Here is a 26,240-nt window from a genome sequence, read left to right as displayed (position 1 = left end):
CCTGAGGCCAAAAAAGATGTTGGTGGCTATCTGATGGACTACTACAACCGGCAACGACCTCACACGTTCAACGGTGGTATTTCTCCCGTTGCCGCTGAGGAAAACCTTAAAATACTGTCCGGGATTAGTTGACCACTACAGAAACGCCTGAAGGACCTGGAAGCCGAGAATTCCCGCCTGAAGAAGATGTACGCCGAAGAGCGGCTTAAGGCCGAGCTCCGTCAGGAAGCCCTGGGGGGAAAGTTGTAAGGCCATCTCAACGCCGGGAGATGGCCAGAAAGGGCGTGACCAAACATAGCATCAGTATCCGTTTGGCCTGCGTGGTGTATGGCATCAGCGAGACCTGCTATCGGTACCAGGCAAAGCTCAGTGGCGAGAACGCTCTGCTGGCTGACTGGCTATTGCGCCTTACCCCGACCCACACACGCTGAGGCTTTGGTCTGTGCTTCCTGTATCTGCGCAATGTGAAGGACTACACCTGGAACCATAAGCGCATGTATCGTATTTATCGGGAGCTGGAGCTGAACCTACGCATCAAGCCACGTCGACGAATCCAGCGGGATTATCCGGGCGAGCTGGATGTTCCGACGGCATCGAACCAGGTCTGGTCGATGGACTTCATGAGTGATCAACTAGTCAGCGGTAAGACGTTCCGGACCTTCAATGTGATCGACGACTACAACCGGGAAGGACTGGGCATCGAAGTCGACTTGTCATTACCCGCACTGCGGGTGATTCGTGCTCTGGATCAGGCCATTGAATGGCAAGCCCGCCGCCATTCGCTGTGACAATGGGCCAGAGTATATCTCACAGTCATTGATAGACTGGGCCAACAGAAACCGGATAACGCTGATCTACATTCAGCCCGGCAAGCCCACTCAGAATGCCTACATCGAGCGCTTCAATCGAACTGCACGGCATGAATGGCTGGATTTGCACCAGTTCGAAAGCATTGCCCATGCTCAGCTTCTGGCAACTCAGTGGCTGTGGCAGTACAACAACGAACGACCGAACACGGCTATTGGAGGAGTTCCACCTTCCAGACTGCGGAAGGCAGCTTAACCTCTACTCAAAAGAGCGGTTAAAAATGGGGGGATTACATAGCCAGCAAAGCCATCACGAAACTGAAAACCCAGATCCGGATACTGAGCCGCCGAACACGGGGCCACTCACTGGCCCAGGTGATCACAGATCTGAAAGAGACCCTGCTTGGTTGGAAAGCGTACTTCGACACAGCCGAAGTGCTGAGCCCGCTGCGGGACTTGGACAAGTGGATAAGGCGGATGTTAGTGGCCAATTAAAATGACCCACTACTGGCCATTAGTTTTGACCCACCCCCGGGTGGCCGTCAGGCCACAGAACCAGCTACTGTCCCCGGCTTTTATCGATGGCCGGGGGCATGTTAGTGAAGGAGTGGGTTGTGATACACAAGATCAAGGCACTGCACGATAACGGCAAAGGGTTGTCGATCCGCGCCATCAGTCAGGAACTGGGGTTGTCCCGCAATACCGTTCGCAAGTATCTGCGGATGGATGAGAGCGCGATTTCGGAACAGATAGAAGATCCCTCACGCACCAAGCGCCTCGATGATCACCGGGATTATCTGATTCATCTTCTCAAAGAATTCCCCAAGCTCAGCGCCGTCAAAATTGCCCGCAAGCTGCAAGCGAAGGTTGGTGAGTTGCCAGCTTCGGATCGTTCCATTCGCCGCTATGTGCGAACGCTCAAGGAGGAAGTGGCCTCAGCCCAGATGCGCTACTACGAACCCATTCTGGACGATGTGCCGGGTGTTCAGTGTCAGGTGGATCCGGGTGAGTTGCGCGGCGTGCTGATCGGTGGCGAAGAGCGGATTCTCCACTTCGTGGTGTTCGTGCTGTCCTTCTCACGGCTGATGTACGTGGGTCTGGCCTTCCGCCCGCTGGATACCCAGACGTTTATCCAGCTCCATGACGAAGCCCTGCGTTACTTCGGTGGCCTGCCAGAGGAGTGCGTCTACGATCAGACCAAGCTGGTGGTGATCAACGAGCAGTACCGGGAACTGACGCTAAACCAACGGTTCCATGAGTATGCCACCACGGCCGGGTTCCGGATCCATGCCTGCGAAGGCTATGACCCGGAGAGCAAGGGCAAGGTGGAAGCTGGCGTGAAGTACGTCAAGCAGGATTGCCTCTACGGTGAAGTCTTCCGGGACCAGGAGCACGTGCGCCAGCACGTGCAGGACTGGCTTGAGAGCGTAGCCAATGTCCGCATCCACGGCACCACCGGAGAACCACCCCGGGAACGCTTCGAACGGGATGAGCGAGAACACCTGGAGGCTTACCTGTCACCAGCTTGCGTGCAATCTGTGGCCCACGAGACACGTCGAGCCGACAAGACCGGCCTGATCGCCTGGAAGGCCAACAAGTACTCTGTGCCCATGGCCTGGCAGCAGGCCCGGGTGGGCGTTCTGGAGTCCGGCGGCCAACTCCACATCAGCGACCTGAACACAGGGGAAGTCATTGCCAGCCATGCTCTGTGTGCCGATAAAGGCAAGGTAATCAAGAACACCCACCACTACCGGGATCATGCCCAGCGGGTGGCCACCCTTGAGGGTAAGATCAACGACCTGATCGGCAGTGACATCGGGCCACGGTTGTGCCAACAGCTCAAGCGTTCCGAGCCCAAGATCTACAAGGACCAGCTGGTGGCTGCCCGTGACCTGCTCAAGCGCCATGCGCCCGTGGATCCGGCATTAATTACGACGCTGGCAGAGCGTCCCGGCATGACCGCGACACGGCTGCAAAGTTATCTGGAAGCAGCCCAGGCCGCCGTTCTCCGGGAGCGACAGCCGGAACCGCTATCGGAACCAAAAGAAACACTGGATCTGAGCGCTTACCGCCATATTGGCCGCTCCAGTGGCCAGGGGGTGACCCATGAGCCAGCTTGAACAGACCGTGGCCCGTTACCGCAGCCTGCGCCTGAGCGCGGCCGCCGACGAACTGACCAACCTGCTGGCCGAGGCTGAAGCCAACGAGATGTCCTATCTCAGCTTCGCGGACCGGCTTGCCGAGCACGAACTGACCCAGCGCCAGGACAAACGCATCCGCCGGAACCGGAAGATGGCGGCGTTCCCAGCGGAGAAGCGCCTGGAGGGCTTCGACTACCGGCACCAGACCACCATTACCAAGCGCCAGGTCAATGCCTTGCTGGACTTCCAGTTCATCGACGAGCGAAACAACCTGGTGTTCATCGGTCCGCCCGGTGTAGGCAAGACCCACCTGGCCATCGGCATTGGCCACAAAGCTGTGGAGGCCGGCTACCGGGTGCTGTTCCGCAACGCTCTCGATCTGGTGGAAGAACTAGAGCTGGCCGAGATGAAGGGTGAGCTGAAAAAGCGGGTCAGCCAACTGGCCAAGTACGACCTGCTGGTCATCGATGAACTGGGTTACCTGCCCATGACGCGGCAGGCCCGATACAACCTGTTCCAGTTGATCAACAGCCTATACGAATACCGTTCAATCATCCTGACCACCAACAAGGACTTCACCAGCTGGGGCGAGTTCTTCCACGACGACAACGTGGCGGTGCCGATCATTGATCGGGTCATCCACCATTCACACATCTTTATGCTGGGAGGAGAAAGCTATCGGCTGAAGCAGAAGACAACAAGCTAGACTATGAAAGGTGGGTCAATTTTATTGGCCAAAGGTGGGTCAAAATAAATGGCCATTGACACCAACAGGATATCGTTGGACTTTACGTAGACATAAACCTTAAGGCGACATCGTTAAGCACCTACTCAAAAAGGAGCAGTCACCAAAAAGGCAAGCGGCGCCCAGTGAAGCTTAAAACGTTGGCAGCGAGTTTATCGAGCGGTCGTGCCGTCGAAACATTTCAACGTCTTGGCGTCATCAGGGCTGATAAACAATCCATTTTGAGTCGCAACAGAAAGCGCCCCGAAATTGGTGACCTGAGCTCAAAACGCATTGCTCTAATCGGTTGTGGCACCACTGGGGGAAACCTCGCCAGCTTATTACTGCGTGCAGGTGCCGGCTGTGGAGCCGCGCATTTTCATCTTTTCGATGATGACACTTTCAACCCACACAATTTTAGCCGCCACCCACTTTCAACCTCTGACTTCGGCCATTGCAAGTCGATTGCCTTAGCCAATGCACTCAACTCCTCCACCCACATAGCCTGCAACGTTACTGGGCAAAGGCGTAACTTCACGATCACACCCGAAACGATGGAACAATATGACATTATCATTGATGCAACTGGCCGTCCTCCGGTTGCGAGGCGTCTAGCTGCGGTCGTTCGTGAACTGAAAACTGATCAACTACCGGTTTTGATCCACGGATTCAATGACGGAAATGGTCGTGCATCAAAGGTGTTTATCGACAACGGACAAAGCTGCTATGGCTGTTTACTCTCAGAGCCTGCATTTTACAAAAATGAAAGCGATATTAGATTTGGTGATATCGATCAACATGCAGAAAGGCATGTCAGTTGTGGCAGTACATACACACCATACGATGCTGCCGTTAGTGTCATTACTGCCGGCCTAATGCAAGAGGCCGCACTCAATTGTCTGGAGGATCAATTTCCTTGGACCTACAGCGAACATATGCTTGATGGCAGCCGATCAAGGCGGCCTCGAAGCATACTAAGTCAACCGAATTGTGAAATCTGTTATGGCCAACGCCGAACTAACGTTTAAAGATACCGATGCGCATCTCGTTGTGGTCATGCCTTCCGTCGTTGAGCGCTTATTGGATCACAGACAGCTAGATCCTCTTAGTGACGAGGCAGCTGGGGTATTAATTGGCGAGCGCAGAGGGCCTCACATTGTCATTCAGAGGCTATCTGAGCCGGGGAAAGGCGATATCAGGAATCGTCATTCTGTCAACCGCCTTGGGGCCCACCATCAGATCGCTGTAGACAAAGCCTTTGCCAATTCTAAAGGTACTTTTCAGTATCTTGGTGAATGGCATACACACCCTGAAGATATCCCCTCGCCTTCTCAAACCGATACGAGTAGCTGGACAATTAACCTTGTCGATGTAGAGCCAATGATCTTAATCATTGTGGGGCGTCGAAGAATATGGGCCGCTAAAAAGATTGGCCGGAAACTCATTCCACTTACCGAAGTATAATTCGTAGGAAAGTGAGGTAACCCTATGGCTGATCTGTTCTGTAATCTCTCTGACTCGCATTATCCAACAGGATTGCACGATAACTAATTATCTTCACACCATCTTCGCAAGCACCCTGTCTGCCCAATGTTGCAATGAACCAGATTCTAAAAGTCCTTTGTTGCCTGAAGGCATTCGAGGATGTGAAATGCGCTCGTGATGACCAGAAAACACCAAATTGAGGTGCGAGGACGGCCAATTCAATGATTTTTTGAGTAAATGTTGCTCTAAGGTAGCTATCTCAGCCTGCCAATCGAAATGTGGGGAAGGTTGCTTCAAGAGCAAAGTCGACAACCGGTTTTTATTATCCGATGTATCAACCTCCAAGAGAGCATAACTCTGACCACGCTTAGCCAGCAGGTGAAATGATATGCATCGCGGATTACCATCCTCTAGCAAGTGTTTCGAGTAGCCTGCAAGTACTGGCAACTTTCTGATGCCTCCATACACTTGCCGACACCCCTTTGTTAGAAGCAGTTCAACCATGGCGGAAAATGCGTCAAATTTGCGAGCGTACAGATGCAAATCATCACTTTGGTCGTCAACCGCATCAAACCCGGCAGCCGGCAACTGACCTCGGATTGTCGGTTCGTCTGTACTGACGTCTGTTTGATCGTCACCTGCCTCGCTCTCTGTTTCCTCGCTTTTTTCCGCGCCAGAACGACGACGACCAATATAGGCTTTGCGAGTCGTCATAACTGGCTGGGAAAATGAAAGCTTGACCGGTGGAACATCAAGAATGTATTCCTCCGAGTCCAGCGACGGCAGCTCTTCGTCATCAATCAGTGGCTGAGTTACAGGCGCTGATGCACCCTGAGCACCCGCACCCTTGTTTGCCTGCTGTTCTGCAAACCTGGGATCAAAAAATTCAACCGTTGTAGAACTCTGAACGGTCAAGTTCTCAACACTGTCGATCTCATAAACAAAGAATGTCCGCGATTCCTTTTGAAACTGTCCCCGCATCGTGAACTTCACGTTCGCCAATGCCGGAGGATCAAATCGAAACTTCCAACGTCTATGGCCATTTGACTCTTCACCCCCTTTTAGTTGATGTTGGGCGATGCTGCTGAAGGAGCTCCGAGTTTCTTCATCCAGCAGGATCCAGGCCAGCACTCTGCGCTGTTCGTGATCCCCACGCGCTTTCAAAGGGAGCGTGCTGGTCGGCAGGATATGAATTTCTGTTATGTCTGGCTCATCGCCCGTCTGGATATCAAACTCTTCGCTCAATCCATTGGGAAGCATCGCGAGGCGGGTCATGTAGGCGCTGTGAAAAAAGAGCACACGGGCCAGCTCTATTTGGGGCAAGAAAAACTCGATACCATCGGATTCAAAACTGAAACACCACTGGTTCTGATCTTCCTGTTCACTGACATTCTTGATCGGACATTCACGTATTCTGCGATGCGACCACATAGTTGCATCATCTACGTGTATCGTCGCTGGATACCCGGCTGGTTTGAAATTTTCCGTCGCATTCAAAACCCGTCGCCTGGCCAGCACCGTCAGCTGCGAAATAGCAAAGTTCTTTTTGTGCTGGCCTGGGTCTAGACTGATATTAATACGCCAGTCTGAGCCATCCAGACGCCGATAAACTGAGCCGAATTCTTTAACCCGACTGTTATCCTTGATTCCTTTGATGCGCAGTGTGGCTTTCTTCGAGGCCATTCAGGTAGTCCCATGCTTCATTGGTAAGTCGCATTTCACTGAGCCCGGCACGACGCAACAATCGCCAACGTGGCGGGTGCTCAAAATTCTGTTGGAGTTCATAACACGCGTTCTGCAACCGACGCACCTGATATTGAGCAACACTCTCAGAATACCGCAACAGAAGCCGCCTAGTTCGCGGCAACAGGTGTAGTTTCTTTTCCAGGGTAGAGCTCTTCCCCAACCATTTCAGGAGATAGGTTCGTGACTGCCGGGGCCCAGACGTACCTGATCGTATAAACCGGAGTATTTCTCGCAATTTTGCCAAGTAATACCGATCTCGCTGTCCCCAATCGACTCGCTGTTTTCCGTTTTCTGTTCTTGCTCGCTGTTGATCACGATTTACCTGTTTCAGCCAGAGTCGTTCAGATCGGTACAGTCTTGCATAGAGCGCCGGCTTGGCAGCCCTCGCTGCTTTCGGTGGCCACTCCTCCAGTGCTTTCATCCACCCCTGCTGATCTTCCGTTAAATCAGGTGTGGCTTCAATATTTGCTCTTGTAGGTATTGCCACCGCTGATTGAACAGGTAAATTCCGTACACGATCAATAACTTCACCAATACGCCAGAACTCCGGCAACAGCGCTTCGTGAACAATGATGTGCTGGAGGTAACTGAAAGATTTCCTGTGTTTTCGGAATATGGCCTGCAGCCACAAATTGCCTGCTTGACCTTCTATTCCCAATCGATACCGCCGCAAAAATTTCGAAGACCATTTGACTGACACGGCCTCAAGGATAGCGGTATGGTCAATTTGGGAATACCCACGGATAAAGCCATACTGTCGAGCCAGGCAATGGTAATGAACTGTCCACTGCTCAAAGCTCGGAGAAATAGTCGGCCTTTGTAACAGTAGCTGTCGGATTTGATCCAGAATTCTCACTGATTCGTCACAAACCGGCTTTTGGGGAAACAACGGGCATGCGCCAGGCGACGCTGCATGATAACGGTGTCGATCTTTCAGAGGTCGACTAAAAGCGGTATTCAGCAACACTCCATGCCTTTCACAGCACTCCACACCGGCCACTTGCCATTCACGTTGCCAGAAATACTCGCCAACAGAGTGTTTTTGCTCTTTGAGACACCCTGGGCAATATCGAATGTGGTCCGGCGCCTTCACAATTGAAGCTGCCACGCCCATCGCGAGGTGGACTGCACCCTGAGATTCGCCAGATATCCATTTCAAACAACGTTTGCGGCGCTCTTCGGGGATGAACGGGGCATACAAGGGGAACAGGGTATGCCGGTAGGCTATTGCTTCTAGGTCATAGCCCTGTGGCAGCCAGCGCACAACCTTTGCCAGCTGATTGGGTAGATCCAGCGTTGCTATAACTTTGCGGTTGTCATAGATTTCGTCCAACAACTGCTTGGGGCTAAGAATCCCATGCCGAATGCCTGCCCTGGCTAATGTGCTATATAGCAGTTCTTCAGGGTAGGGGTTCGGAAAATTCAGCATACGGATTTATCGCCTACTCACCAGAGGCGAGCCACCGATCGGTGCTAAACATCAAGCCGGATTGCTGGGCAGCCTTCAGCATCTGCTCCTCGTTGGCTGCTTGAGAATGCATAAAGCGAAGGTCATCTGAGTCGAGTGTATGCCAGTCTTTTGCCTTGATCGATTTGGGTTTTCGTTGCTTTTTCGCCGGTGGTGATTGCTCTGAAAACTGATACCAGTTCAGGATGATGGGCATCAGATCTTTAATCTGTAAGTCTGGATTTTCCTCGAACGCACTTTCAATCAGAGGTTTCAATAAATCCGACTCGTAGCCCATATCAACCAGCATATTGTGCAGCCTGATTGCCTGGTCGTTGCCGCCGTAGCGAATTGATTTTCGAATCTGGTCCTTACTGGATTCCAGCAAGTTGCTCAGTTCCAATATTTTCTTATCAATATCAGGAATCGTGAGATCAGAATAGCGGGCAATTTTACTGGGGTCGCCGGATCGCAACGCATCCATCATAGGATGAATTGGTTTCAGCTCATCTTGATAGACCGCTTTCAGAATGTTGGCCGTAATCCGTTCCGTACCCGTCACCACAGCACGTATTTGTGCAAGCACAAACAACTTGATCACAACGTCCATGATGCCCTGAGAAAGATCAAACCACAGACCTCTTAATTCGTCGGAGATCTCCTCAGTGGCCTTGGTCAGCCATTGGTATTTCCAGAGCTTGCTCGTGAACGCGCCCCATTCGGTACGCAATACATTTTCGCCAAGTGCCGGCTTTCCCAAAGGCTCCCACAATATAGAGCCAAATCCGGCACCGCGGCGTGCAGAGCGCAAGTCCATTTCAAATATTGGTCTGGCTTTTGGTGTGCCAACCATTACAACCGGGATAGAAATCTCATTCACCAAGGTCACGAAAAAATTCAACATTTTTTCAGCACCACCCGATGCCCGTATACTCAAATGTTGAATCTCATCAATCACCAGCAGCCCGATAGCGTGGGTATTTGCCAAATGCGACATCACGGCAATCAGTGTTTCTACGCCATGACGCTTTTCAGCATAGCGCTTGACGTAATTTGTGGCTAAAACGGAATCAATTTCCCGGAAAAAATTGTGGCACAGGCTCTTTAGGGAGCCATCGTGCGGGCAGTCAATTTTCAAAAATACGATTTGTGTGAAGTTATGCTCTGGGTGGTGTATCAATTGCGGGTAGGTTGCCAAAATGCGATTAAGTGAACTGGTCTTTCCAGAACCAGAACACCCGATAAACGCCAGGCTTTTCGCGGTCGATTCAACATGGTCAAACCGGAATGCTGACAAGTTTCCCTGCATGATGCGTTCGTACCCATTCTGGATATGGGTCGAGAGATCTCCGGTGGCTAGATTTCTTCCAACATAACCCTGACGCAGCATGATCGAGATTTTGGATTCCAGTTCCACGTGTCGCGCTAACGGCTGAAAGAAGCCATCCAGAAGATGGGAGATAATATGTATTCTGGTCTCGCCATCGAGATAGATATCAGCCGGTCGGAGCTCTATGCTCCCACCAAGCCCGTCTCTAAGCTGCTTGCGCTCAAGGATGGGTGGCAACGCCTCGATGAACGGATTTCCCTGGTAGCTCGGAACGCCCGTCTCCCGGTAAACAGCACTCACCATGCCTGAGGGTAGAGTCATTCATCATCTCCAAACAGCTCATCCAGGAAATCCGGGAAAGCACCGTCGTCTGGTTTGCCATGAAGGTAGGTTACATCAGATTTCGGCTTACTACTGTCAGGCTGCCGGGCTTTTGTTTGCTTGTCTCTCTGAGCATCCCGCTCTTGCCTGCGATTATCGCGTATCCCTCTGATTGTTTCGGCTTTAGATTGTTTATGTATGGCTGGGCGGAAACGCTCAGCATCTTTTAGAGTTTCACTGACCAGGTTTTCGAGGTCTCGCTTGCTTATTGTCTCGGCTACTTTCGCAACGCTGATAGCTTTTCGCTGCTCTTCCTGGCTGGCCCATAACTCCCATATCGACTTGCCGCGGTACTGGCGTGAGCGATCCGTCAGAGAGCACACCCAGTATTCCGAACTGCCCTTTTCGGGGAACAGATAGATATGATCAGCCACCGCCGGGTCATAGGCTGCTTGCAGGTTAGTGACTCTGCGATCTCCATTACGATGCAGCCAACCGGACCCCAATAGCTCCTTCGATGTGTAGTAAGCGCCAAAACAGCTGACGCCCAGATCAGAAAGGTAGACTTTGTTACGCGGCAGTAAAGCAATCCGAAGTGCGTCTTCTGATACATTCTTCAATCGACCGGTTCGGTATTGTATGCCCCAATTCCAGATGTTGAGCGGGGTTAACGCCATATCGTTTGGAATATCTGGGTCACGGTCGTACTTCGACAGTACCGCAAATTGGTTCCGGTGAAGGACGGAGGCGAGCATGATGCGAGTGAAATCTTCCAGAGTCAGTGTTGCATCGAGCCGGTAGTCTTTTCCGCCCTGCTTTCTGACTTTTGTGGCTGTCACCACACCAGGCACAAAGGGTTTGAATTCCGCCTGAAGAGTTCGGAAATAACGCTCAACAATCCCTTTTGCATCGCCTCGGTAAGGCGGCGTGATTTCAATGCGGACACCGAAAGCCTTCTCCAAGGATTCAATCTGGTGCCCAAGTAATTCCCCACGATCGGCTAGGATCGCATCTGGCACCCCAACGGTGGGCCACTGCTCCGGAGTAATCTCCACGCCATAACGGGCACATAGTTCGGACTTGTCTGACATCGACGTAGCCAGAGCACTCATGGCCGTGACATAGGATGGGTTTTCCAAACCTATATAAAAGCCCGTCACCATGCGGCTAAAAACATCAACTACCACGTACAGAGTAGGACGACCAATGACTCGTTGCCGATCAGCGGATAACAGGTAAATATCCGCAATCGTCGCATCAATTTCATACCTTGAGCCGGGTCCCAGCACTCCTGCTGTGGCGGTCCCTATCAACGGCCGGATATCTTTTTGGTAGGAGATTTTGTTTGCCCTTAGGCGAATGCGGTCGGCGTTCTCATACTCCCTTCGGTAAAAATATCTTATTTGATCCAGTGTTGGATAATCTTCTGGCCGTACAGTCGGGTTGGCGGCCTCGAACATATCGATGAATCGTCGATGGGCGTATGGCAATGAGTAGCCCTTGTCGTTCACGTAGTATCGGTCAAGCGCCAATCGGAACATCTTTTCAATGGGGGCGTCGACGGTAACCCCAGTACCCAGCGAGATTTTTCGAGGCCGACCCAATTTCTTCCTGGAACTTTTTTTCTGACCTTTTCCACCGGATTTGCGGTAATCAGGCAACAGCGCGTTGGGCATCGCGCCACGCTGCCAATACTGCCGAAGGTATTTATAAAGCGATTTCCTCGGCTTGCCGGTTTCGTCGCTACGCGACTGAACCAACTGCCCCCTGCCACTGCGGTAAAAAACTTCCTCATCAGCCAGCAAAGGGGCTATTAATTCGTACCGTTGATCTCGAATTATCTGGGCTTTACTTCCGTGTTCCACAGGTAACGAGGCGAGTTCCTGATGTAAATCCTCTGTCCGGCGAAGTGTTTCATCAAATATCCACTGTTCAATCTGAACCGTTGTAACCACCTCCGGCCAGGCTTTATCTGAGTCAATATGTATCCAGATAGCATGCTGACCCGCCAGTGCCAATATCCGGTACCGCTCTTGCCCCAACTCGAAGACGTCATTGATTCGCAGCATAACTTGCTCTCAGCAACGCGATGTCCTCGACCACTTGCAGGTCTTGTGATACCAGCTTGGTCCATGGGATCGATATATCAAACGTCAGCGCTCTTAAAGCCGCTAGCGCCCGTAACCGAGCGAGCGAGGTCCCAGGCTCAAGCGAGTAAGATTGGTCAACCAGCATGCCTATCTCCGGAAGTCTGTTGTTGGGGTTTTCTGCCAACATATCAACGTAGATCGGCAAGCTTTGAAACAAGACTTCCATGCTTTCGCTTTGAACTCGTGCCGAGTAAAGAAGATCCAGATTTTCCATTATGGTGCGAGGCATCTGCTTCTCGGTTATCAGATACCAGGGGATACCTTTAAGTTTCCAATATCGGCGCTCAAGTTCGAGCTTTTCGACAGTTCGAGGATCCATCAGGTCAGATGAGACTTTCACTTGAATGGCCAATCTCTGTGGCCCAGTATGACTGGAGAGGTCGACCACGAAATCGCTGGACATGATCTGGTGGTATCCGCCGGCTTCAGGGTGGCGGATATTAGCTTGCTCAGCCAGTGAAAGGGTGTCTTCTATTCGGAGAGGAAATTGCTCACGGATATCAATGACAGCCGGGTTCCATTCAAGCAACAGGAACGCTGCTAGCTCTGTATCGGATAAGAAATGATGAGTTCGTCCTGTCAGGTGACCCATCACCCGGTGCGAGCGCCCCTTAGAGGATAGGTCTCTGACCGTCAGCCAAGGACGGTAATCTTTACCACGGCCTCGGCCACGTTCTTCTTTGATCCACTTTTCGGCTTTCTTGTCGAGTTTGTAGTTGGCCATTCCCAATAGCTCTTAAAGGAGAATAGCCAAACTTTGCCACATCGCTCTCAAGTTACCAACCTTATTCCAAAGTTACCAACTCTTTTACATTGTTACCAACTTTATTACGATCCCACATCGAGGCCTTGCTGGCCTGCGGGGCTATTCTACAGTGACGCTCTTGGCCAGGTTCCGCGGCTGGTCCACATCGGTACCCTTCAACACGGCCACATGGTAGGACAGCAGCTGCAGTGGCACGGTGTACACGATCGGCGCGGTAATCGGATGCACGGACGGAATCTGCATCACGTGCAGGCCCTCTTCCGCTTTGACGTCGGCCTTTTTATCAGCAAAGACAAACAGTTCACCGCCGCGGGCCCGGACCTCTTCCAGGTTGGATTTCAGCTTCTCAACCAGGTCATTGTTGGGAGCGACAGTGACCACTGGCATTTCGCTGTCGACCAGGGCCAGGGGGCCGTGCTTGAGCTCGCCGGCAGGATAGGCCTCGGCGTGGATGTAGGAGATTTCCTTGAGCTTGAGGGCACCTTCAAGAGCCACCGGGAACTGGGAACCGCGCCCCAGGAACAGGCTGTGGTTCTTATCCATGAATGCCTTGGACATCTCGGCGATCTCGCCATCCAGGGCCAGCACATCGCTGACTTGGCCAGGCACGAGGTGAAGAGCCTCGACGATTTCAGCTTCCTGCTCCTCGGGCAGCCCATTATGACGGGCCAGGGCCAGGGTAAAGATCAGCAAAGCCGTGAGCTGGGTGGTGAACGCCTTGGTAGAGGCCACGCCGATTTCCGGTCCCGCCTGGGTCATGATCACCAGGTCGGATTCGCGAACCAGGGAGCTGCCCGGCACGTTACAGATGGCCAATGCTGCCCGGAAACCTGCTTTTTTCGCCTGACGCAGGGCCGCCAGGGTATCGGCGGTTTCGCCGGACTGGGAAATACAGAGGAACAGGGTGTCCTGCTGGATCACGTGTTTGCGATAGCGGAATTCGGAAGCCACCTCCACGGAACAGGCAACGCCCGCCAGTTCCTCAATCCAGTAACGGGCCACCATACCGGCATGGTAACTGGTGCCGCAGGCAATGATCTGGACGTGGCGAACGTTCTCCAAGAGGTTGGCGGCCTCAGTACCCAAGGCCTGCTCCAGCACCCGCGTCTTGGTAACCCGACCTTCCATCGTGGCCTTGATCACTTTCGGCTGCTCGTAGATTTCCTTGAGCATGAAGTGACGGTACTCGCCCTTATCCGCCGAGTCGGTGCCGTGCTCAAAGCGGGTTACCTCCCGCTCGACGGGGCTGCCATCGCGATCGAGTATGGCAATGGCGTCCTTTCGGATATCGGCGATATCGCCTTCTTCCAGGAACATGAACCGGTCGGTCACTGGCAGCAGCGCCAGCTGGTCAGACGCGATGAAGTTTTCGCCAATACCCACACCAATGACCAGGGGGCTGCCCTCACGGCATACCACGAGGTGCTCCGGTTCGTCGGCGTGTACCACCGCCAGGGCATAGGCTCCACGCAAACGGGCGATCGCCGAACGCACGGAATCATGGAGATTACCCAGTGTGCGGTAGTGTTTCTCAATCAGGTGCGCGACGACTTCGGTATCGGTCTGGGACGTAAACTCGAAACCGTCAGCCCGCAATTCTTCACGCAGCTCCTGATAGTTTTCGATGATCCCGTTGTGGACAATAGCCAGCCGGTCGCCGGACATGTGCGGATGGGCGTTGATCTGAGAGGGCTCGCCATGGGTTGCCCAGCGGGTATGGGCAATGCCCAGGTGGCCCGCGAGAGGGTTTGCTTCCATGGCATCGCTGAGTGCGGCAACTTTACCCACTTCCCGAGCGCGCTGGACACTGTGGTCGCCACCGATTACAGCCATACCGGCCGAATCATATCCCCGGTATTCCAGACGGCGCAGACCCTCAAGAAGGATACCCTGAACGTCCCTTTCCGAAACCGCGCCTACAATTCCACACATGCTGTTCTACCTGTCTGTTGATCGTTTGTATCAGTGTTTCTTCGGCTTTTCCCAACCGGCGATATTGCGCTGCCGGCCCCGTGCGACAGCCAACTCGTGGTCGGCAACGTCGCGAGTTATGGTCGATCCTGCGCCAATGGTGGCCTCGGCCGCAACGGTAACCGGGGCGACCAGCGAACAATTAGAACCTACGAAAACACCATCGCCGAGCACCGTCCGGTACTTGTTCACACCATCATAATTACAGGTGATGGTTCCTGCACCCACATTCACATTACGGCCCAGTGAGGCATCACCCACATAGCTGAGATGGTTGATCTTGCTGCCCTCACCCACAATGGCCTTTTTGGTTTCCACGAAGTTGCCCACTTTGGTGTTGGCCGCCAGTTCCGTGCCCGGCCGGATACGTGCAAACGGCCCGATTTGGGCGCTGGCGCCAATTACGGCCCCTTCAATCACGCTGTTGGCCTTGATCTCCGCGCCATCTGCAATGGTGGCGTCCTTGATGACGCAACCGGGGCCAATGGATACATTACTGCCAAGGCTGACCTTGCCCTCGAATACCACGTTCACATCAATCCAGAGGTCATTGCCGATACTCAGCTCGCCACGGACATCTATCCGGGAGGGGTCCGCGAGTGTCGCTCCTTCTGTCATCAGCCGGTCAGCCTGCTGGCGCTGGAACCAGCGTTCCAGTTCAGCCAGTTGCAGGCGATTGTTGACTCCCTGGACTTCATAGGGATTCTCCGGCTGGGACACCGCAATACGGAGACCCTGTTCCACCGCCATGGCAATGATGTCGGTCAGATAATATTCGCCCTGGGCGTTGCTGTTGGAGAGCGTCGGCAACCAGGTTTTCAGGTGTTTCGCCGACACCGCAAGTATCCCGGTGTTCACTTCGCGGATCTGCTGCTGCTCGGGAGAGGCGTCTTTCTGCTCGACGATCGACTGCACGTCGCCATCAGCACTCCGGACAATCCGTCCGTATCCCTGGGGATTGTCCATGGTGACGGTCAACAAACCCAGGGTGTGGTCATCAAGTGTCCCAACCAATCCGTCGAGCGTCTCATGACGAGTCAGAGGCACATCGCCGTAAAGCACAAGAACACGGGCGTCATCGGGAAGATCCGGCAGGGCCTGAGCCACAGCATGGCCGGTACCCAACTGCTCACTCTGGGTGACCCAGTTTACCGAGGCCTCATCGGTGGTTTCCCGAACCTTGTCAGCACCATGACCTATGACCGTATGGATCCTCTCGGCGCCAAGCTGTTTGGCGGTGTCGATCACGTGATGAAGCATAGGGCGGCCGGCAATCGGATGCAGCACCTTTGGCAGTGCGGATTTCATTCTGGAACCCTGGCCAGCGGCCAGAATGACGACGTGTAGCGGGCTCATGGAAAAGTCAGGCTCCCGGAGTGTTTACTCTCTGAATGCTGAAAATAAAAAAACCGCACCCTTCAGGGCCGGACGGCCAACGCAACACGTTGGTCTTCCAGCCGCTCAGGATGCGGCTTCGGTGTTCGGCAAACCCGAAACGGAAATGCTTAGCGCATTTTGTTACGCAGCTGCTGGATGGTACGAAGCTGGGCAACAGCCTCGGCCAGCTCTGCAGCGGCACGGGAGTACTCGAATTCACCAGTCTTGTTGGCAAGTGCTTTCTCGGCTTCTTTCTGAGCTTCGAGCGCGGCTGCTTCGTCCACATCCTTTGCACGAACAGCGGTATCCGCCAACAAAGTCACCAGATTGGGCTGGACTTCCAGATACCCGCCGGACACGTAAAGAATTTCTTCCTCACCGCCCTGCTTGATAATCCGAATAGGGCCCGGCTTCAGCTGGGTCAGCAGTGGGGTGTGACCCGGGGCAATACCCAGGTCACCTTCAGAGCCCGCTGCGATCAGCATTTCCACCAATCCGGAATAGATCTTTGTTTCGGCACTTACCACATCACAATGCACGGTCATACCCATGTCAGTTGCCTCTTTGATCGATCCGGAAACAAATGCGTCGGCTCAGATTAGCTCTTTGCCTTGCTCTTCATTTCCTTCGCTTTCTCGACCGCTTCCTCAATGGTACCAACCATGTAGAACGCCTGCTCGGGCAGTTCATCATAGTCGCCATTCAGGATGCCCTTAAAGCTGCTGATGGTTTCCTTGAGGGAAACGTACTTACCGGGGGAACCGGTGAATACTTCAGCAACGTGGAACGGCTGGGACAGAAAACGCTCGATCTTACGGGCACGGGCTACAGTCAGCTTGTCTTCTTCTGACAGTTCATCCATACCCAGGATGGCGATGATGTCTTTCAGCTCCTTGTAGCGCTGCAGGTTGGTCTGCACGCCACGGGCCACTTCGTAATGCTCCTGACCGATGATCAGCGGATCCAGCTGACGAGAGGTGGAATCCAGCGGATCGATCGCCGGGTAGATACCCTTGGAAGCGATGTCACGGCTCAGTACAACGGTAGCATCCAGGTGCGAGAAGGTGGTTGCAGGCGACGGGTCAGTCAAGTCATCCGCCGGTACGTATACCGCCTGGATGGACGTGATGGAACCGTTCTTGGTGGAGGTAATACGCTCCTGCAGCTGACCCATCTCTTCAGCCAGAGTCGGCTGGTAACCTACCGCAGACGGCATACGGCCGAGCAGTGCGGATACTTCGGTACCTGCCAGGGTGTAACGGTAGATGTTGTCGACGAACAACAGTACGTCACGACCTTCGTCCCGGAACTTCTCGGCCATGGTGAGACCGGTCAGGGCCACACGCAGACGGTTTCCAGGGGGCTCATTCATCTGGCCGTAAACCATGGCAACCTTATCGAGAACGTTGGACTCCTTCATTTCGTAGTAGAAGTCGTTACCTTCCCGGGTCCGCTCACCAACACCTGCGAATACGGAGAGACCGGAGTGCTCTTTCGCGATGTTGTTGATCAGCTCCATCATGTTTACGGTTTTACCAACACCGGCACCACCGAACAGGCCAACCTTACCACCCTTGGCGAACGGGCAGATCAGGTCGATAACCTTGATGCCGGTTTCCAGCAGGTCCGCAGACGCTGCCTGATCGGCATAGCCCGGTGCCTTACGGTGAATCGCCCAACGCTCTTCTTCGCCGATCTCGCCGGCTTCGTCGATGGGACGACCCAGAACGTCCATGATACGGCCCAGAGTCTGGGTACCAACCGGTACCGAAATCGGGTTGCCGGTGTTTTCTGCTTTCAGGCCACGCTTCAGGCCTTCGGTGCTGCCCATGGCGATGGTACGAACAATGCCGTCACCCAGCTGCTGCTGGACTTCCAGAGTTGTTTCGCCACCTTCAAGCAGCAGTGCGTCATATACTTTGGGTACGGAGTCACGTGGGAATTCCACGTCGATAACCGCGCCAATGATCTGAACGATTTGTCCGCTACTCATGCTCGGTTCCTCGTTATCTTGATAGTCAATAAAACCAGTTGGATTGTGGGCCGGATCAGACCGAAGCGGCGCCGCTCACAATCTCCGATATCTCTTGGGTAATGGCTGCCTGACGCGCCTTGTTATAGGCCAGCTGAAGTTCGTCGATAATGCTACCGGCGTTATCAGTTGCGCTCTTCATGGCGATCATCCGGGCTGCCTGTTCACATGCCAGATTTTCTACCACACCCTGGTACACCTGGGATTCAATAAAACGTGGCAGAAGGCCATCGAGGATCTGCCTGGCATCGGGCTCGTAGAGATAATCCCACTGGTTCTTGATCTCTTCTTCGTCTTCGCTCGGAGGCAGGGGCAGAAGCTGCTGTACCTTCGGGCTTTGGGTCATGGTGTTGACGAATTCGTTGCTCACCACGTACAGGCGATCAATCTTGCCCTCGGAGAACGAATCCAGCATGACCTTGACGTTGCCGATGAGTTTTTCAGAGCTCGGGCTGTCACCCAGGTGGGTCAATGCCGCAATGACATTACCGCCATAGCTCCGGAAAAAGGAAGCCCCTTTCTGCCCGATGGCGCACAGATCGGTTTCCACTCCTTTTTCTTTCCACGCTTTCATTTCACGGACAAGCGCTTTGAACAGGTTGATGTTCAGACCACCGCAGAGGCCACGATCAGTTGACACCACGATATAGCCCACGCGCTTAACGTCGCGCTCGAGCATGAACGGGTGCTTGTACTGAGCGTTCGCCTTGGCAATGTGCCCGATCACCTGACGCATCTTGTCGGCATACGGGCGAGTCGCCTGCATGCGTTCCTGAGCCTTGCGCATCTTACTCGCCGCCACCATTTCCATGGCGCTGGTGATTTTCTGCGTGCTCTTGATGCTTGAAATCTGGTTACGTATTTCTTTGCCGACGGCCATAACTCACTGCCTTCTCAAGTTAGACACTCGTTGCTATGAAAAGCGGCCCGCGACAGTCGCCGCAGGCCCGTTTTCTTACCAGCTCTGAGTGGTCTTGAATTTCTCAAGTGCAGCTTTGAGGCCGGCAGCGATTTCGTCGTTGTAATCGCCTTTCTCGTTGATCTTGTCGAGGAGGTCTTTCTGCTCGGAGCGCATCCAGTCGAGCATCTGCGCTTCAAACTTCACTACCTTGTCGACATCAACGTCGTCCAGGAAGCCTTCGTTGGCTGCGAACAGAACCGTACCCATTTCAGCCACAGACATCGGGCTGTACTGGTTCTGCTTCATGAGTTCCGTTACACGCTGACCGTGCTCAAGCTGCTGACGGGTTGCTTCGTCGAGGTCGGAAGCAAACTGTGCGAAAGCTGCCAGTTCACGATACTGGGCCAGAGCCAGACGGATGTTACCGCCGAGCTTCTTCATGATCTTGGTCTGGGCCGAACCACCTACCCGGGATACGGAGATACCGGCGTTCATCGCCGGACGGATACCGGAGTTGAACAGGTTGGTTTCCAGGAAGATCTGACCGTCGGTAATGGAGATTACGTTGGTCGGTACGAACGCGGATACGTCACCAGCCTGGGTTTCAATGATCGGCAGAGCGGTCAGGGAACCGGTCTGGCCTTTCACTTCACCGTTGGTCAGCTGCTCAACGTAATCAGCGTTAACACGGGACGCACGCTCCAGCAGACGGGAGTGCAGGTAGAATACGTCACCCGGGTATGCTTCACGGCCTGGCGGACGACGCAGCAGCAGGGAGATCTGGCGGTAAGCCACAGCCTGCTTGGACAGATCATCATAGATGATCAGGGCGTCTTCACCACGGTCACGGAAGTATTCACCCATGGAGGTACCGGAGTACGGAGCCAGGAACTGCATCGCTGCAGGATCGGCGGCACCGGCGGCAACCACGATGGTGTGATCCATGGCACCGTGCTCTTCCAGCTTGCGCACAACGGCGGCAATGGAAGACTGCTTCTGACCGACGGCAACGTAGATACACTTGATGCCGGTGTCTTTCTGGTTAATGATCGCGTCGATGGCGACAGCGGTCTTACCGATCTGACGGTCACCGATGATCAGCTCACGCTGGCCGCGACCGATCGGCACCATGGTGTCGATTGCCTTCAGACCAGTCTGAACCGGCTCATCAACGGACTGACGAGCGATAACACCCGGTGCAACCTTTTCGACCGGAGAGGTCAGGTCGGTACCGAGGTCGCCCTTGCCGTCGATGGGGTTACCCAGAGCGTCGACCACACGGCCCATCAGTTCCGGACCAACCGGTACTTCCAGGATGCGGCCGGTGCAACGAACTTTCTGGCCTTCAGCCAGATCTTCGTAGTCACCCAGCACAACCGCACCAACGGAATCACGCTCCAGGTTCAGAGCCATGCCGAACGTGCCGTTGGCAAATTCAATCATCTCGCCGTACATAACGTCGGCCAGACCGTGGATCAGCACGATACCGTCGGATACCGACAGGATCGTACCTTCGTTCTTTGCTTCGGAAGAGATGTCGAGTTTCTCGATTCTCTTCTTGATGATGTCACTGATCTCGGATGGATTCAGTTGCTGCATGCCAATATCCTCAAACCTTGTGCTGAAATCAGGAGCCCAGAGCGTCGGCCAGCTTGGTCAGCTTTCCGCGTACAGATGCGTCAATGACCAGATCGCCGGTGCGAATAATCACGCCGCCAATCAGAGACTTGTCCAATGACGCTGCGAGTGACACTTGCCGCTCGAGTTTCTTCGAAAGTGCCTGGGCGAGCTTCTGTTGCTGTTCGTCCGTCAGCTCGAAAGCCGCGGTAACTTCGATATCAACAGTGCGCTCCAGATCAGCCCGGTACGTGTTGAAGAGCGCTGCAATCTCAGGAAGAAGAGTCAGCCGGCGGTTTTCAGCCAGTACAGCGAAAAAGTTGCGGACCTGATCGGTGACGCCATCTTCAGCGACCTCCAGAATCAGTTCAGCCTTCTTCTGCTCTTCCAGACCCGGATTCGCGAGAAGCTGTCGAATGTCTTTGTTCGCGGTGACCTGCCCGGCGATCGTCAGCACCTTGGACCACTCAGCCAGCTGTTCATGCTCCTGAGCGGCACTAAATGCTGCCTTTGCGTAGGGACGGGCCAGCGTTCTCAGTTCTGCCATGATGAACCTCGTCGTTTAAAGTTCTGCCGCCAGTTTTTCCAACATCTGGTTGTGCTTGGAGGCATCGACAGAGGTTTCCAGGATCTTCTCGGCACCGGCAACGGCAATGCTGGCAATTTCTGCACGCAAAGCGTCACGAGCCTGATTCCGCTCCTGTTCAATTTCGGCCTTGGCCTGCTCAATCAGCTTCTGGCCTTCCTTGCGGGCGTCATCCTTGGATGCTTCCACAATCTGGGCCGCGCGCTTGTTGGCCTGTTCAATCAGACCAGCAGCTTGCTGCTTGGCTTCACGCAGTTCCTGAGCTGACTTTTCCTGAGCCAGTTCCAGATCGCGCGCAGCGCGGTCTGAGGCAGCCAGTCCGTCAGCGATCTTCTTTTGACGCTCCTGCAGTGCGGCCATGATTGGCGGCCACACGTACTTCATGCAGAAGACGACAAAGATAAAGAACGCGATGGCTTGACCAATCATCGTCAAATTAATGTTCACGTCTTCACCTCTCGCCTGTTTTGTTAAGAATCATCTGACCGGGGCAAAACCCCGGCTCTGGCGACTCGATTAACCGGCGATCTGGCCGACAAACGGGTTGGCGAAAGTGAAGAACAGTGCGATACCAACACCGATCATGGTTACGGCGTCCAGCAGACCTGCAACGATGAACATTTTAACCTGCAGCATCGGGGTCATTTCCGGCTGACGCGCAGCGCCTTCCAGGAACTTGCCACCGAGGATACCAAAGCCAATCGCAGTACCCAGGGCACCCAGGCCAATCAGCAGTGCAACGGCAATAGCGGTCATTCCAACTACAGTTTCCATGATAACTCCCAGTTTTCAGTTAGGTTTTTCAGTTTAAGGGTTTAGGGTTTAGAACTACGGCTTAATGGTGTCCGATCAGTGACTGTCTTCGTGAGCCATGCTCAGGTACACGATCGTCAACATCATAAAGATGAATGCCTGCAGGGTGATAACCAGAATGTGGAAAATCGCCCAGGGTACAGACAGTGCCCACTGTGCCCAGAACGGCAGCAGTGCAATCAGGATAAAGATCAGCTCGCCTGCGTACAGGTTACCGAACAGACGCAGCGCCAGTGAGATCGGCTTGGCGATCAGGCTCACGCCCTCCAGCAGGAAGTTGATCGGGACAAGCAAAATCTTCAGGAACAGGTTGTCTGAAGAGAAGGGGTGCAGGGTCAGCTCACCAACGAAGCCACCCACGCCCTTCACTTTCAGGCTGTAATAGATGATCAGAGCGAATACGGACAGGGACATGCCCAGAGTTACGTTTACATCCGTAGTCGGAACGACCTTCATGTATTCCAGACCCATCAGGTGGAACAGCTGGGGCAGGAAGTCCACGGGCACCAGGTCCATCAGGTTCATCAGGAATACCCAGCAGAAGATGGTCAGCGACAGCGGCGCAATCACCTTGTTCTTGCCGTGGAAGGTTTCCTTGACGCTCTGATCGACAAACTCAACCATCACTTCAACAAAGTTCTGGAGCCCGCCGGGCTGGTCTGAGGTGGCGCGCTTGGCGGCCAAGCGGAAAATAAACAGGAACAGGGCACCGAGGGCGACTGCCCAGCCCAGTGAATCGATGTGCAGAGCCCAGAAGCCCATGTCGGATGCTTCCCTGCCGGTGTGAGCCAGCGTCCAGGTTGCATCTTGAAGTACGGTACCGTCGGCACGCTCATAGCCTGCCGGAAGTTTACCGTAGGTGAGGTTCTGGAGGTGATGCTGGATATATTCGGATGCACTTCCTGCCATAACGGTTTCCCAGGTCCAGTTAGCTTTGCTGCGTATTGCTGCCCGCCAGAAGCGGTGTCAACCAGTTGGTGACCAGCATGATCGCAAATGTTAAAAAAAGTGCCGCAATATCAAGCGGCTGAATCCATTTGAACACCATCGTGAAGAGGATGGCGCACAGGATGAGCTTGCCGGCCTCACCCTGATAAAAAGACGTCATGATCTTCTTGGCAGACCGCGCGCCGGCGTAGCGGAATGCCTTGAGCGCAAAATAACCATGGGGGATCAGAAAGATAAGTCCACCCAGCAGCGCTGAATAACCGGAAACCTCGCCTCGCAAGAGAAACGCCAGGCTGACGAAGACAAGTACCACACTCTCTATAACAAACCATCGTGCGATGGGTGGACGGCCAATGCCGCCTGAAGCTGCCTTCGTCATGTTCGTTCCGGAAGTACGGTGCTTTTCGGTCGATGTCGTTTAAAAAGCAAGCAAATACACCGACACGAGCGCCGCAGATTATATGTGTTCAATGTGCACGAATCAACAAAACCGGGAACCGGCTGATCCGTCAAAAGCGGCGTAATAACTGGGTTTTGGCAATTTTCGTCACAAATAGACGGCCGTTCAGTTTTTCACCACTACATGTTGTGTACGTAACCAGATACGAACTTTCGTAGGGGGGTCGGACGACGCACAAAACCCCGACGATTTTATTTGATGTGGCCCAGTATGCCGTCGAGTTCGTCAAGGGAACTGTACTCGATCACCAGCTTGCCTTTGCCACGCTGGCCATGATCGATCGACACTCGCGCACCCAGTCGCTCCGCGAGATCATCCTGGAGCGCGCGAATGTTGGGGTCCACCACTCCTTTTTTCCGGGATTTGCTGTCCGGTGTTTCCTGCTGCACCCGCCGAACCAGGGCCTCGGTCTGACGAACCGACAGGGATTTGGCCACCACCTGTTTGGCCACCTGCATCTGCAGTTCCGGCGCCAGGGTCAGCATTGCCCGGCCATGGCCCATTTCCAGATCGCCATGCTCGAGCATAATACGAACGTCTTCGGACAAACCGATCAGTCGAAGCAGGTTGGTGATGGTCGTACGGGATTTGCCCACGGCTTCGGCCACCTGGGCCTGGGTCAGGCCAAACTCGTCCTGCAGGCGCTGAAGAGCGAAAGCTTCCTCAATAGGATTGAGGTTCTCACGCTGGATGTTCTCGATCAGCGCCATGGCGATGGCGGCTTCATCGGGGACATCCCGGATAATGGCAGGGATGCTGTCCAGGCCGGCCATCTGGGTGGCCCGCCAACGGCGCTCACCGGCGATCAGCTCGTAACGGCCTTCAGCGATGGGACGAACCACCACCGGCTGCATCACGCCTTGTTGGCGGATGGAATCCGCCAGTTCCTGCAGGGCGGCGGGGTCCATGTCGCGCCGGGGCTGGTACCGGCCGCGCTGGATCAGATCAATGGGAACTTCGCGGAGCTCACCGTCGTGGTCTTTCAGCTCCTGGTCAAGATTGACCTTGGAGCCCGCCAGCAGGGCGCCCAGTCCGCGTTCACCCAAACCTCGTTTCTTCGCCGCCATGGTGTCAGTCATTCTTCCCGTTGAATATCGTTGTGCTTAAGTGAGTGACAGGGCGGTATGTTACACCGCAACCGGCGCGGATGTCTTTTTTGAACCGTGGCGGCGTACCATTTCGCCGGCCAGGGCCAGGTAGGCGATCGCACCCTTGGAGGCGCGGTCGTATTTCAGGGCCGGAACCCCATAGCTGGGGGCCTCGGCCAGACGGACATTGCGGGGAATCACTGCACGATACACCTTGTCGCCAAAGTACTCGCTCAGCTGGCCGGAAACGTCCAGGGTAAGGCTGTTGCGAGGGTCGTACATGGTACGCAGAATGCCCTCCACCTGCAGATTCGGATTGACCGTTTCCTGAATCTGCTCAACGGTGTTCATCAGCGCCGCTAACCCCTCAAGGGCGTAGTACTCGCACTGCATTGGAATCAGCACAGAGTCTGCCGCCGACAGGGCATTCACCGTCAACAGGCTGAGCGATGGTGGGCAATCGATGAGGATGTAATCGTAATTATCACGAACGGTGTTCAACGCCAGTCTCAGGCGGTGTTCGCGACCAATCTCGTTCATCAGTTCCACTTCGGCCGCCGTCAGGTCGCCGTTTGCCGGAAGGATATCGAAGCCGGAAGCCTCGGCGGGAATGATCACCTCGGCGGCGCTGGAGCGCTTGGTCAGCATGTCGTAGCCGGACACTTCCAGGGCGTTTTTATCCACACCGCTGCCCATGGTGGCGTTGCCCTGGGGATCCATATCCACCAGCAGCACCCGGCGTTTGGTGGCGGCCAGGGAGGCAGCAAGGTTGACGCAGGTGGTGGTTTTGCCCACACCGCCTTTCTGATTGGTCACTGCAATCACGCGCGCCATGTCCTGCCTCCTTGTTTGTGGGTTAGCGGTTCAGAAATTGGACTGCCAAACTACCGGGAATTCACGGCCCGGGCGATCACCAGCAGATGGCGGTCACCATCGGCGCCCGGTACGTCCAGGGAATGGCTGGATGTTACCTGCCAGCCAGCCGGAAGGGCAGACACTTCATCATCCGGAAACTGACCTTTCATGGCAAGGAACTCACCCTCATTTGCCAGCAGATCACCGCACCAGCTCACCAGATTCTCGAGCGCGGTAAAGGCTCGGCTGCTGATCTGGCTGAAGGGTTCCGGAGGATTGCAATCTTCCGCGCGCCCGTGAACAACCTCGACATTTTTCAGGCCGAGCTCCAGCACACACTGGTTGAGAAAGCGGGTCTTCTTGCCGTTGCTGTCGAGCAGGGTAAAGCGTTTTTCGGGCAGGGCGATCGCCAGGGGAATACCGGGCAGGCCGCCGCCGGCGCCCACATCCAGAAGATGGTCCGTCGTTACCCACGGCAGAATGCTCAGGCTGTCGAGCAGTTGCCGGGACACCATCACACGCTCATCACGTACAGCCGTGAGGTTGTAAGCCCGGTTCCACTTGTTAAGCAGGCCCAGAAAAGCCAGCAGCTTTTCCTGCCGATCCTCATCCAGGGACAGGCCCATCGTGGCCAGTCCATCCCGGAGCTGGCCGTGCCAGAGTGACTTGGTCATGG

General features: G+C 54.4%; 24 protein-coding genes and 1 pseudogene. 6 read left to right on the top strand and 19 right to left on the bottom strand.

Annotated elements, in window-relative coordinates; genetic code table 11:
• Nucleotides 1-135 precede the first annotated feature (135 nt).
• From AC13E3_RS17030 to cap3, 6 genes and pseudogenes are all read left to right on the top strand, one after another.
• A pseudogene (locus AC13E3_RS17030) lies at nt 136-1,062 on the top strand (IS3 family transposase); the annotation flags it as partial.
• 38 nt (nt 1,063-1,100) lie between these two features.
• Nucleotides 1,101-1,301, top strand: a complete 201-nt coding sequence (locus AC13E3_RS17025) for a group II intron maturase-specific domain-containing protein (RefSeq protein ID WP_482902270.1) — start codon at nt 1,101-1,103, stop codon at nt 1,299-1,301.
• Nucleotides 1,302-1,420: 119 nt separating this feature from the next.
• On the top strand, nt 1,421-2,926 hold the full coding sequence (gene istA, locus AC13E3_RS17020; RefSeq protein ID WP_482902267.1) for an IS21 family transposase: 1,506 nt from the start codon (nt 1,421-1,423) through the stop codon (nt 2,924-2,926).
• Nucleotides 2,913-3,653: an IS21-like element helper ATPase IstB gene (istB, locus tag AC13E3_RS17015; RefSeq protein ID WP_482902266.1), complete on the top strand. Its 741-nt coding sequence runs from the start codon at nt 2,913-2,915 to the stop codon at nt 3,651-3,653. The genes istA and istB overlap by 14 nt, the downstream gene beginning before the upstream one ends.
• A gap of 164 nt (nt 3,654-3,817) precedes the next feature.
• Nucleotides 3,818-4,699 (top strand): ThiF family adenylyltransferase, encoded by an 882-nt coding sequence (locus AC13E3_RS17010; RefSeq protein WP_482902265.1) that lies wholly within the window; start codon nt 3,818-3,820, stop codon nt 4,697-4,699.
• Nucleotides 4,674-5,135, top strand: coding sequence for a CBASS system CD-NTase/cGAS isopeptidase Cap3 (gene cap3, locus AC13E3_RS17005; protein WP_482902264.1), 462 nt, complete (start codon nt 4,674-4,676; stop codon nt 5,133-5,135). Before AC13E3_RS17010 ends, cap3 begins: the two co-directional genes overlap by 26 nt.
• 93 nt (nt 5,136-5,228) lie before the next feature.
• Here cap3 and AC13E3_RS17000 read toward each other — a convergent pair whose 3' ends face one another.
• The 19 genes from AC13E3_RS17000 to rsmG form a co-directional block, all read right to left on the bottom strand.
• Entirely contained in the window at nt 5,229-6,839 is a 1,611-nt protein-coding gene (locus AC13E3_RS17000) for a Tn7-like element transposition protein TnsE (protein ID WP_482902263.1), read from the bottom strand.
• Nucleotides 6,793-8,331, bottom strand: coding sequence for a TniQ family protein (locus AC13E3_RS16995; protein ID WP_482902262.1), 1,539 nt, complete (start codon nt 8,329-8,331; stop codon nt 6,793-6,795). The genes AC13E3_RS17000 and AC13E3_RS16995 overlap by 47 nt, the downstream gene beginning before the upstream one ends.
• Nucleotides 8,332-8,344: 13 nt before the next feature.
• Nucleotides 8,345-10,000: an AAA family ATPase gene (locus AC13E3_RS16990; protein ID WP_482902261.1), complete on the bottom strand. Its 1,656-nt coding sequence runs from the start codon at nt 9,998-10,000 to the stop codon at nt 8,345-8,347.
• Nucleotides 9,997-12,069 carry an integrase catalytic domain-containing protein gene (locus tag AC13E3_RS16985; RefSeq protein ID WP_482902260.1) on the bottom strand — a complete coding sequence of 691 codons (2,073 nt, stop codon included), beginning with the start codon at nt 12,067-12,069 and terminating at the stop codon, nt 9,997-9,999. The genes AC13E3_RS16990 and AC13E3_RS16985 overlap by 4 nt, the downstream gene beginning before the upstream one ends.
• Nucleotides 12,053-12,874 carry a TnsA endonuclease N-terminal domain-containing protein gene (locus AC13E3_RS16980; protein WP_482902259.1) on the bottom strand — a complete coding sequence of 274 codons (822 nt, stop codon included), beginning with the start codon at nt 12,872-12,874 and terminating at the stop codon, nt 12,053-12,055. The genes AC13E3_RS16985 and AC13E3_RS16980 overlap by 17 nt, the downstream gene beginning before the upstream one ends.
• Before the next feature lie 141 nt (nt 12,875-13,015).
• Nucleotides 13,016-14,848 carry a glutamine--fructose-6-phosphate transaminase (isomerizing) gene (gene glmS, locus AC13E3_RS16975; protein WP_008172600.1) on the bottom strand — a complete coding sequence of 611 codons (1,833 nt, stop codon included), beginning with the start codon at nt 14,846-14,848 and terminating at the stop codon, nt 13,016-13,018.
• Nucleotides 14,849-14,878: 30 nt separating this feature from the next.
• Complete coding sequence (glmU, locus tag AC13E3_RS16970; RefSeq protein ID WP_008172598.1) at nt 14,879-16,243, bottom strand: bifunctional UDP-N-acetylglucosamine diphosphorylase/glucosamine-1-phosphate N-acetyltransferase GlmU; 1,365 nt, start codon at nt 16,241-16,243, stop codon at nt 14,879-14,881.
• 149 nt (nt 16,244-16,392) lie between these two features.
• Nucleotides 16,393-16,815 carry a F0F1 ATP synthase subunit epsilon gene (locus AC13E3_RS16965; RefSeq protein ID WP_008172596.1) on the bottom strand — a complete coding sequence of 141 codons (423 nt, stop codon included), beginning with the start codon at nt 16,813-16,815 and terminating at the stop codon, nt 16,393-16,395.
• Nucleotides 16,816-16,862: 47 nt separating this feature from the next.
• Nucleotides 16,863-18,257 carry a F0F1 ATP synthase subunit beta gene (gene atpD, locus AC13E3_RS16960; RefSeq protein WP_008172594.1) on the bottom strand — a complete coding sequence of 465 codons (1,395 nt, stop codon included), beginning with the start codon at nt 18,255-18,257 and terminating at the stop codon, nt 16,863-16,865.
• 55 nt (nt 18,258-18,312) lie between these two features.
• Complete coding sequence (gene atpG / locus AC13E3_RS16955; protein WP_117618961.1) at nt 18,313-19,176, bottom strand: F0F1 ATP synthase subunit gamma; 864 nt, start codon at nt 19,174-19,176, stop codon at nt 18,313-18,315.
• 75 nt (nt 19,177-19,251) lie between these two features.
• A complete protein-coding gene (atpA, locus tag AC13E3_RS16950) occupies nt 19,252-20,796 on the bottom strand; it encodes a F0F1 ATP synthase subunit alpha (protein ID WP_008172590.1) in 1,545 nt (514 codons plus the stop codon).
• A gap of 28 nt (nt 20,797-20,824) precedes the next feature.
• On the bottom strand, nt 20,825-21,361 hold the full coding sequence (locus AC13E3_RS16945; RefSeq protein ID WP_008172588.1) for a F0F1 ATP synthase subunit delta: 537 nt from the start codon (nt 21,359-21,361) through the stop codon (nt 20,825-20,827).
• Between the two features lie 15 nt (nt 21,362-21,376).
• Nucleotides 21,377-21,847 (bottom strand): F0F1 ATP synthase subunit B, encoded by a 471-nt coding sequence (locus AC13E3_RS16940; protein ID WP_482902258.1) that lies wholly within the window; start codon nt 21,845-21,847, stop codon nt 21,377-21,379.
• A gap of 69 nt (nt 21,848-21,916) precedes the next feature.
• Nucleotides 21,917-22,174 (bottom strand): F0F1 ATP synthase subunit C, encoded by a 258-nt coding sequence (gene atpE, locus AC13E3_RS16935; RefSeq protein WP_012138088.1) that lies wholly within the window; start codon nt 22,172-22,174, stop codon nt 21,917-21,919.
• A 75-nt stretch (nt 22,175-22,249) separates the two neighbouring features.
• Complete coding sequence (atpB, locus tag AC13E3_RS16930; RefSeq protein WP_008172580.1) at nt 22,250-23,122, bottom strand: F0F1 ATP synthase subunit A; 873 nt, start codon at nt 23,120-23,122, stop codon at nt 22,250-22,252.
• 19 nt (nt 23,123-23,141) lie between these two features.
• Complete coding sequence (locus AC13E3_RS16925; protein ID WP_008172578.1) at nt 23,142-23,540, bottom strand: F0F1 ATP synthase subunit I; 399 nt, start codon at nt 23,538-23,540, stop codon at nt 23,142-23,144.
• Between the two features lie 272 nt (nt 23,541-23,812).
• The gene (locus tag AC13E3_RS16920; protein WP_039881967.1) at nt 23,813-24,688 is read right to left on the bottom strand and encodes a ParB/RepB/Spo0J family partition protein; all 876 of its coding nucleotides are present in this window, start codon (nt 24,686-24,688) and stop codon (nt 23,813-23,815) included.
• Nucleotides 24,689-24,748: 60 nt separating this feature from the next.
• Nucleotides 24,749-25,543: a ParA family protein gene (locus AC13E3_RS16915; RefSeq protein WP_459421147.1), complete on the bottom strand. Its 795-nt coding sequence runs from the start codon at nt 25,541-25,543 to the stop codon at nt 24,749-24,751.
• A 50-nt stretch (nt 25,544-25,593) separates the two neighbouring features.
• Entirely contained in the window at nt 25,594-26,238 is a 645-nt protein-coding gene (gene rsmG / locus AC13E3_RS16910) for a 16S rRNA (guanine(527)-N(7))-methyltransferase RsmG (RefSeq protein ID WP_273157817.1), read from the bottom strand.
• Nucleotides 26,239-26,240: the final 2 nt, after the last annotated feature.

Source organism: Marinobacter sp. L-80 (assembly GCF_056859395.1).
This window is presented reverse-complemented; position numbering and strand designations above follow the sequence as displayed.

Excerpts from the sequence above, each read along its gene's own strand:
- istB (WP_482902266.1), top strand. The coding sequence starts at position 2,913 with ATGAGCCAGCTTGAACAGACCGTGGCCCGTTACCGCAGCCTGCGCCTG.
- AC13E3_RS17000 (WP_482902263.1), bottom strand. The coding sequence starts at position 6,839 with ATGGCCTCGAAGAAAGCCACACTGCGCATCAAAGGAATCAAGGATAAC.
- AC13E3_RS16990 (WP_482902261.1), bottom strand. The coding sequence starts at position 10,000 with ATGACTCTACCCTCAGGCATGGTGAGTGCTGTTTACCGGGAGACGGGC.
- rsmG (WP_273157817.1), bottom strand. The coding sequence starts at position 26,238 with ATGACCAAGTCACTCTGGCACGGCCAGCTCCGGGATGGACTGGCCACG.
- glmS (WP_008172600.1), bottom strand. The coding sequence starts at position 14,848 with ATGTGTGGAATTGTAGGCGCGGTTTCGGAAAGGGACGTTCAGGGTATC.
- AC13E3_RS16920 (WP_039881967.1), bottom strand. The coding sequence starts at position 24,688 with ATGGCGGCGAAGAAACGAGGTTTGGGTGAACGCGGACTGGGCGCCCTG.
- atpA (WP_008172590.1), bottom strand. The coding sequence starts at position 20,796 with ATGCAGCAACTGAATCCATCCGAGATCAGTGACATCATCAAGAAGAGA.
- glmU (WP_008172598.1), bottom strand. The coding sequence starts at position 16,243 with ATGAGCCCGCTACACGTCGTCATTCTGGCCGCTGGCCAGGGTTCCAGA.
- AC13E3_RS16925 (WP_008172578.1), bottom strand. The coding sequence starts at position 23,540 with ATGACGAAGGCAGCTTCAGGCGGCATTGGCCGTCCACCCATCGCACGA.
- AC13E3_RS16945 (WP_008172588.1), bottom strand. The coding sequence starts at position 21,361 with ATGGCAGAACTGAGAACGCTGGCCCGTCCCTACGCAAAGGCAGCATTT.
- AC13E3_RS16980 (WP_482902259.1), bottom strand. The coding sequence starts at position 12,874 with ATGGCCAACTACAAACTCGACAAGAAAGCCGAAAAGTGGATCAAAGAA.
- AC13E3_RS16995 (WP_482902262.1), bottom strand. The coding sequence starts at position 8,331 with ATGCTGAATTTTCCGAACCCCTACCCTGAAGAACTGCTATATAGCACA.
- cap3 (WP_482902264.1), top strand. The coding sequence starts at position 4,674 with ATGGCCAACGCCGAACTAACGTTTAAAGATACCGATGCGCATCTCGTT.
- atpD (WP_008172594.1), bottom strand. The coding sequence starts at position 18,257 with ATGAGTAGCGGACAAATCGTTCAGATCATTGGCGCGGTTATCGACGTG.
- AC13E3_RS16965 (WP_008172596.1), bottom strand. The coding sequence starts at position 16,815 with ATGGGTATGACCGTGCATTGTGATGTGGTAAGTGCCGAAACAAAGATC.
- AC13E3_RS16985 (WP_482902260.1), bottom strand. The coding sequence starts at position 12,069 with ATGCTGCGAATCAATGACGTCTTCGAGTTGGGGCAAGAGCGGTACCGG.
- atpB (WP_008172580.1), bottom strand. The coding sequence starts at position 23,122 with ATGGCAGGAAGTGCATCCGAATATATCCAGCATCACCTCCAGAACCTC.
- atpG (WP_117618961.1), bottom strand. The coding sequence starts at position 19,176 with ATGGCCGTCGGCAAAGAAATACGTAACCAGATTTCAAGCATCAAGAGC.
- AC13E3_RS16915 (WP_459421147.1), bottom strand. The coding sequence starts at position 25,543 with ATGGCGCGCGTGATTGCAGTGACCAATCAGAAAGGCGGTGTGGGCAAA.
- atpE (WP_012138088.1), bottom strand. The coding sequence starts at position 22,174 with ATGGAAACTGTAGTTGGAATGACCGCTATTGCCGTTGCACTGCTGATT.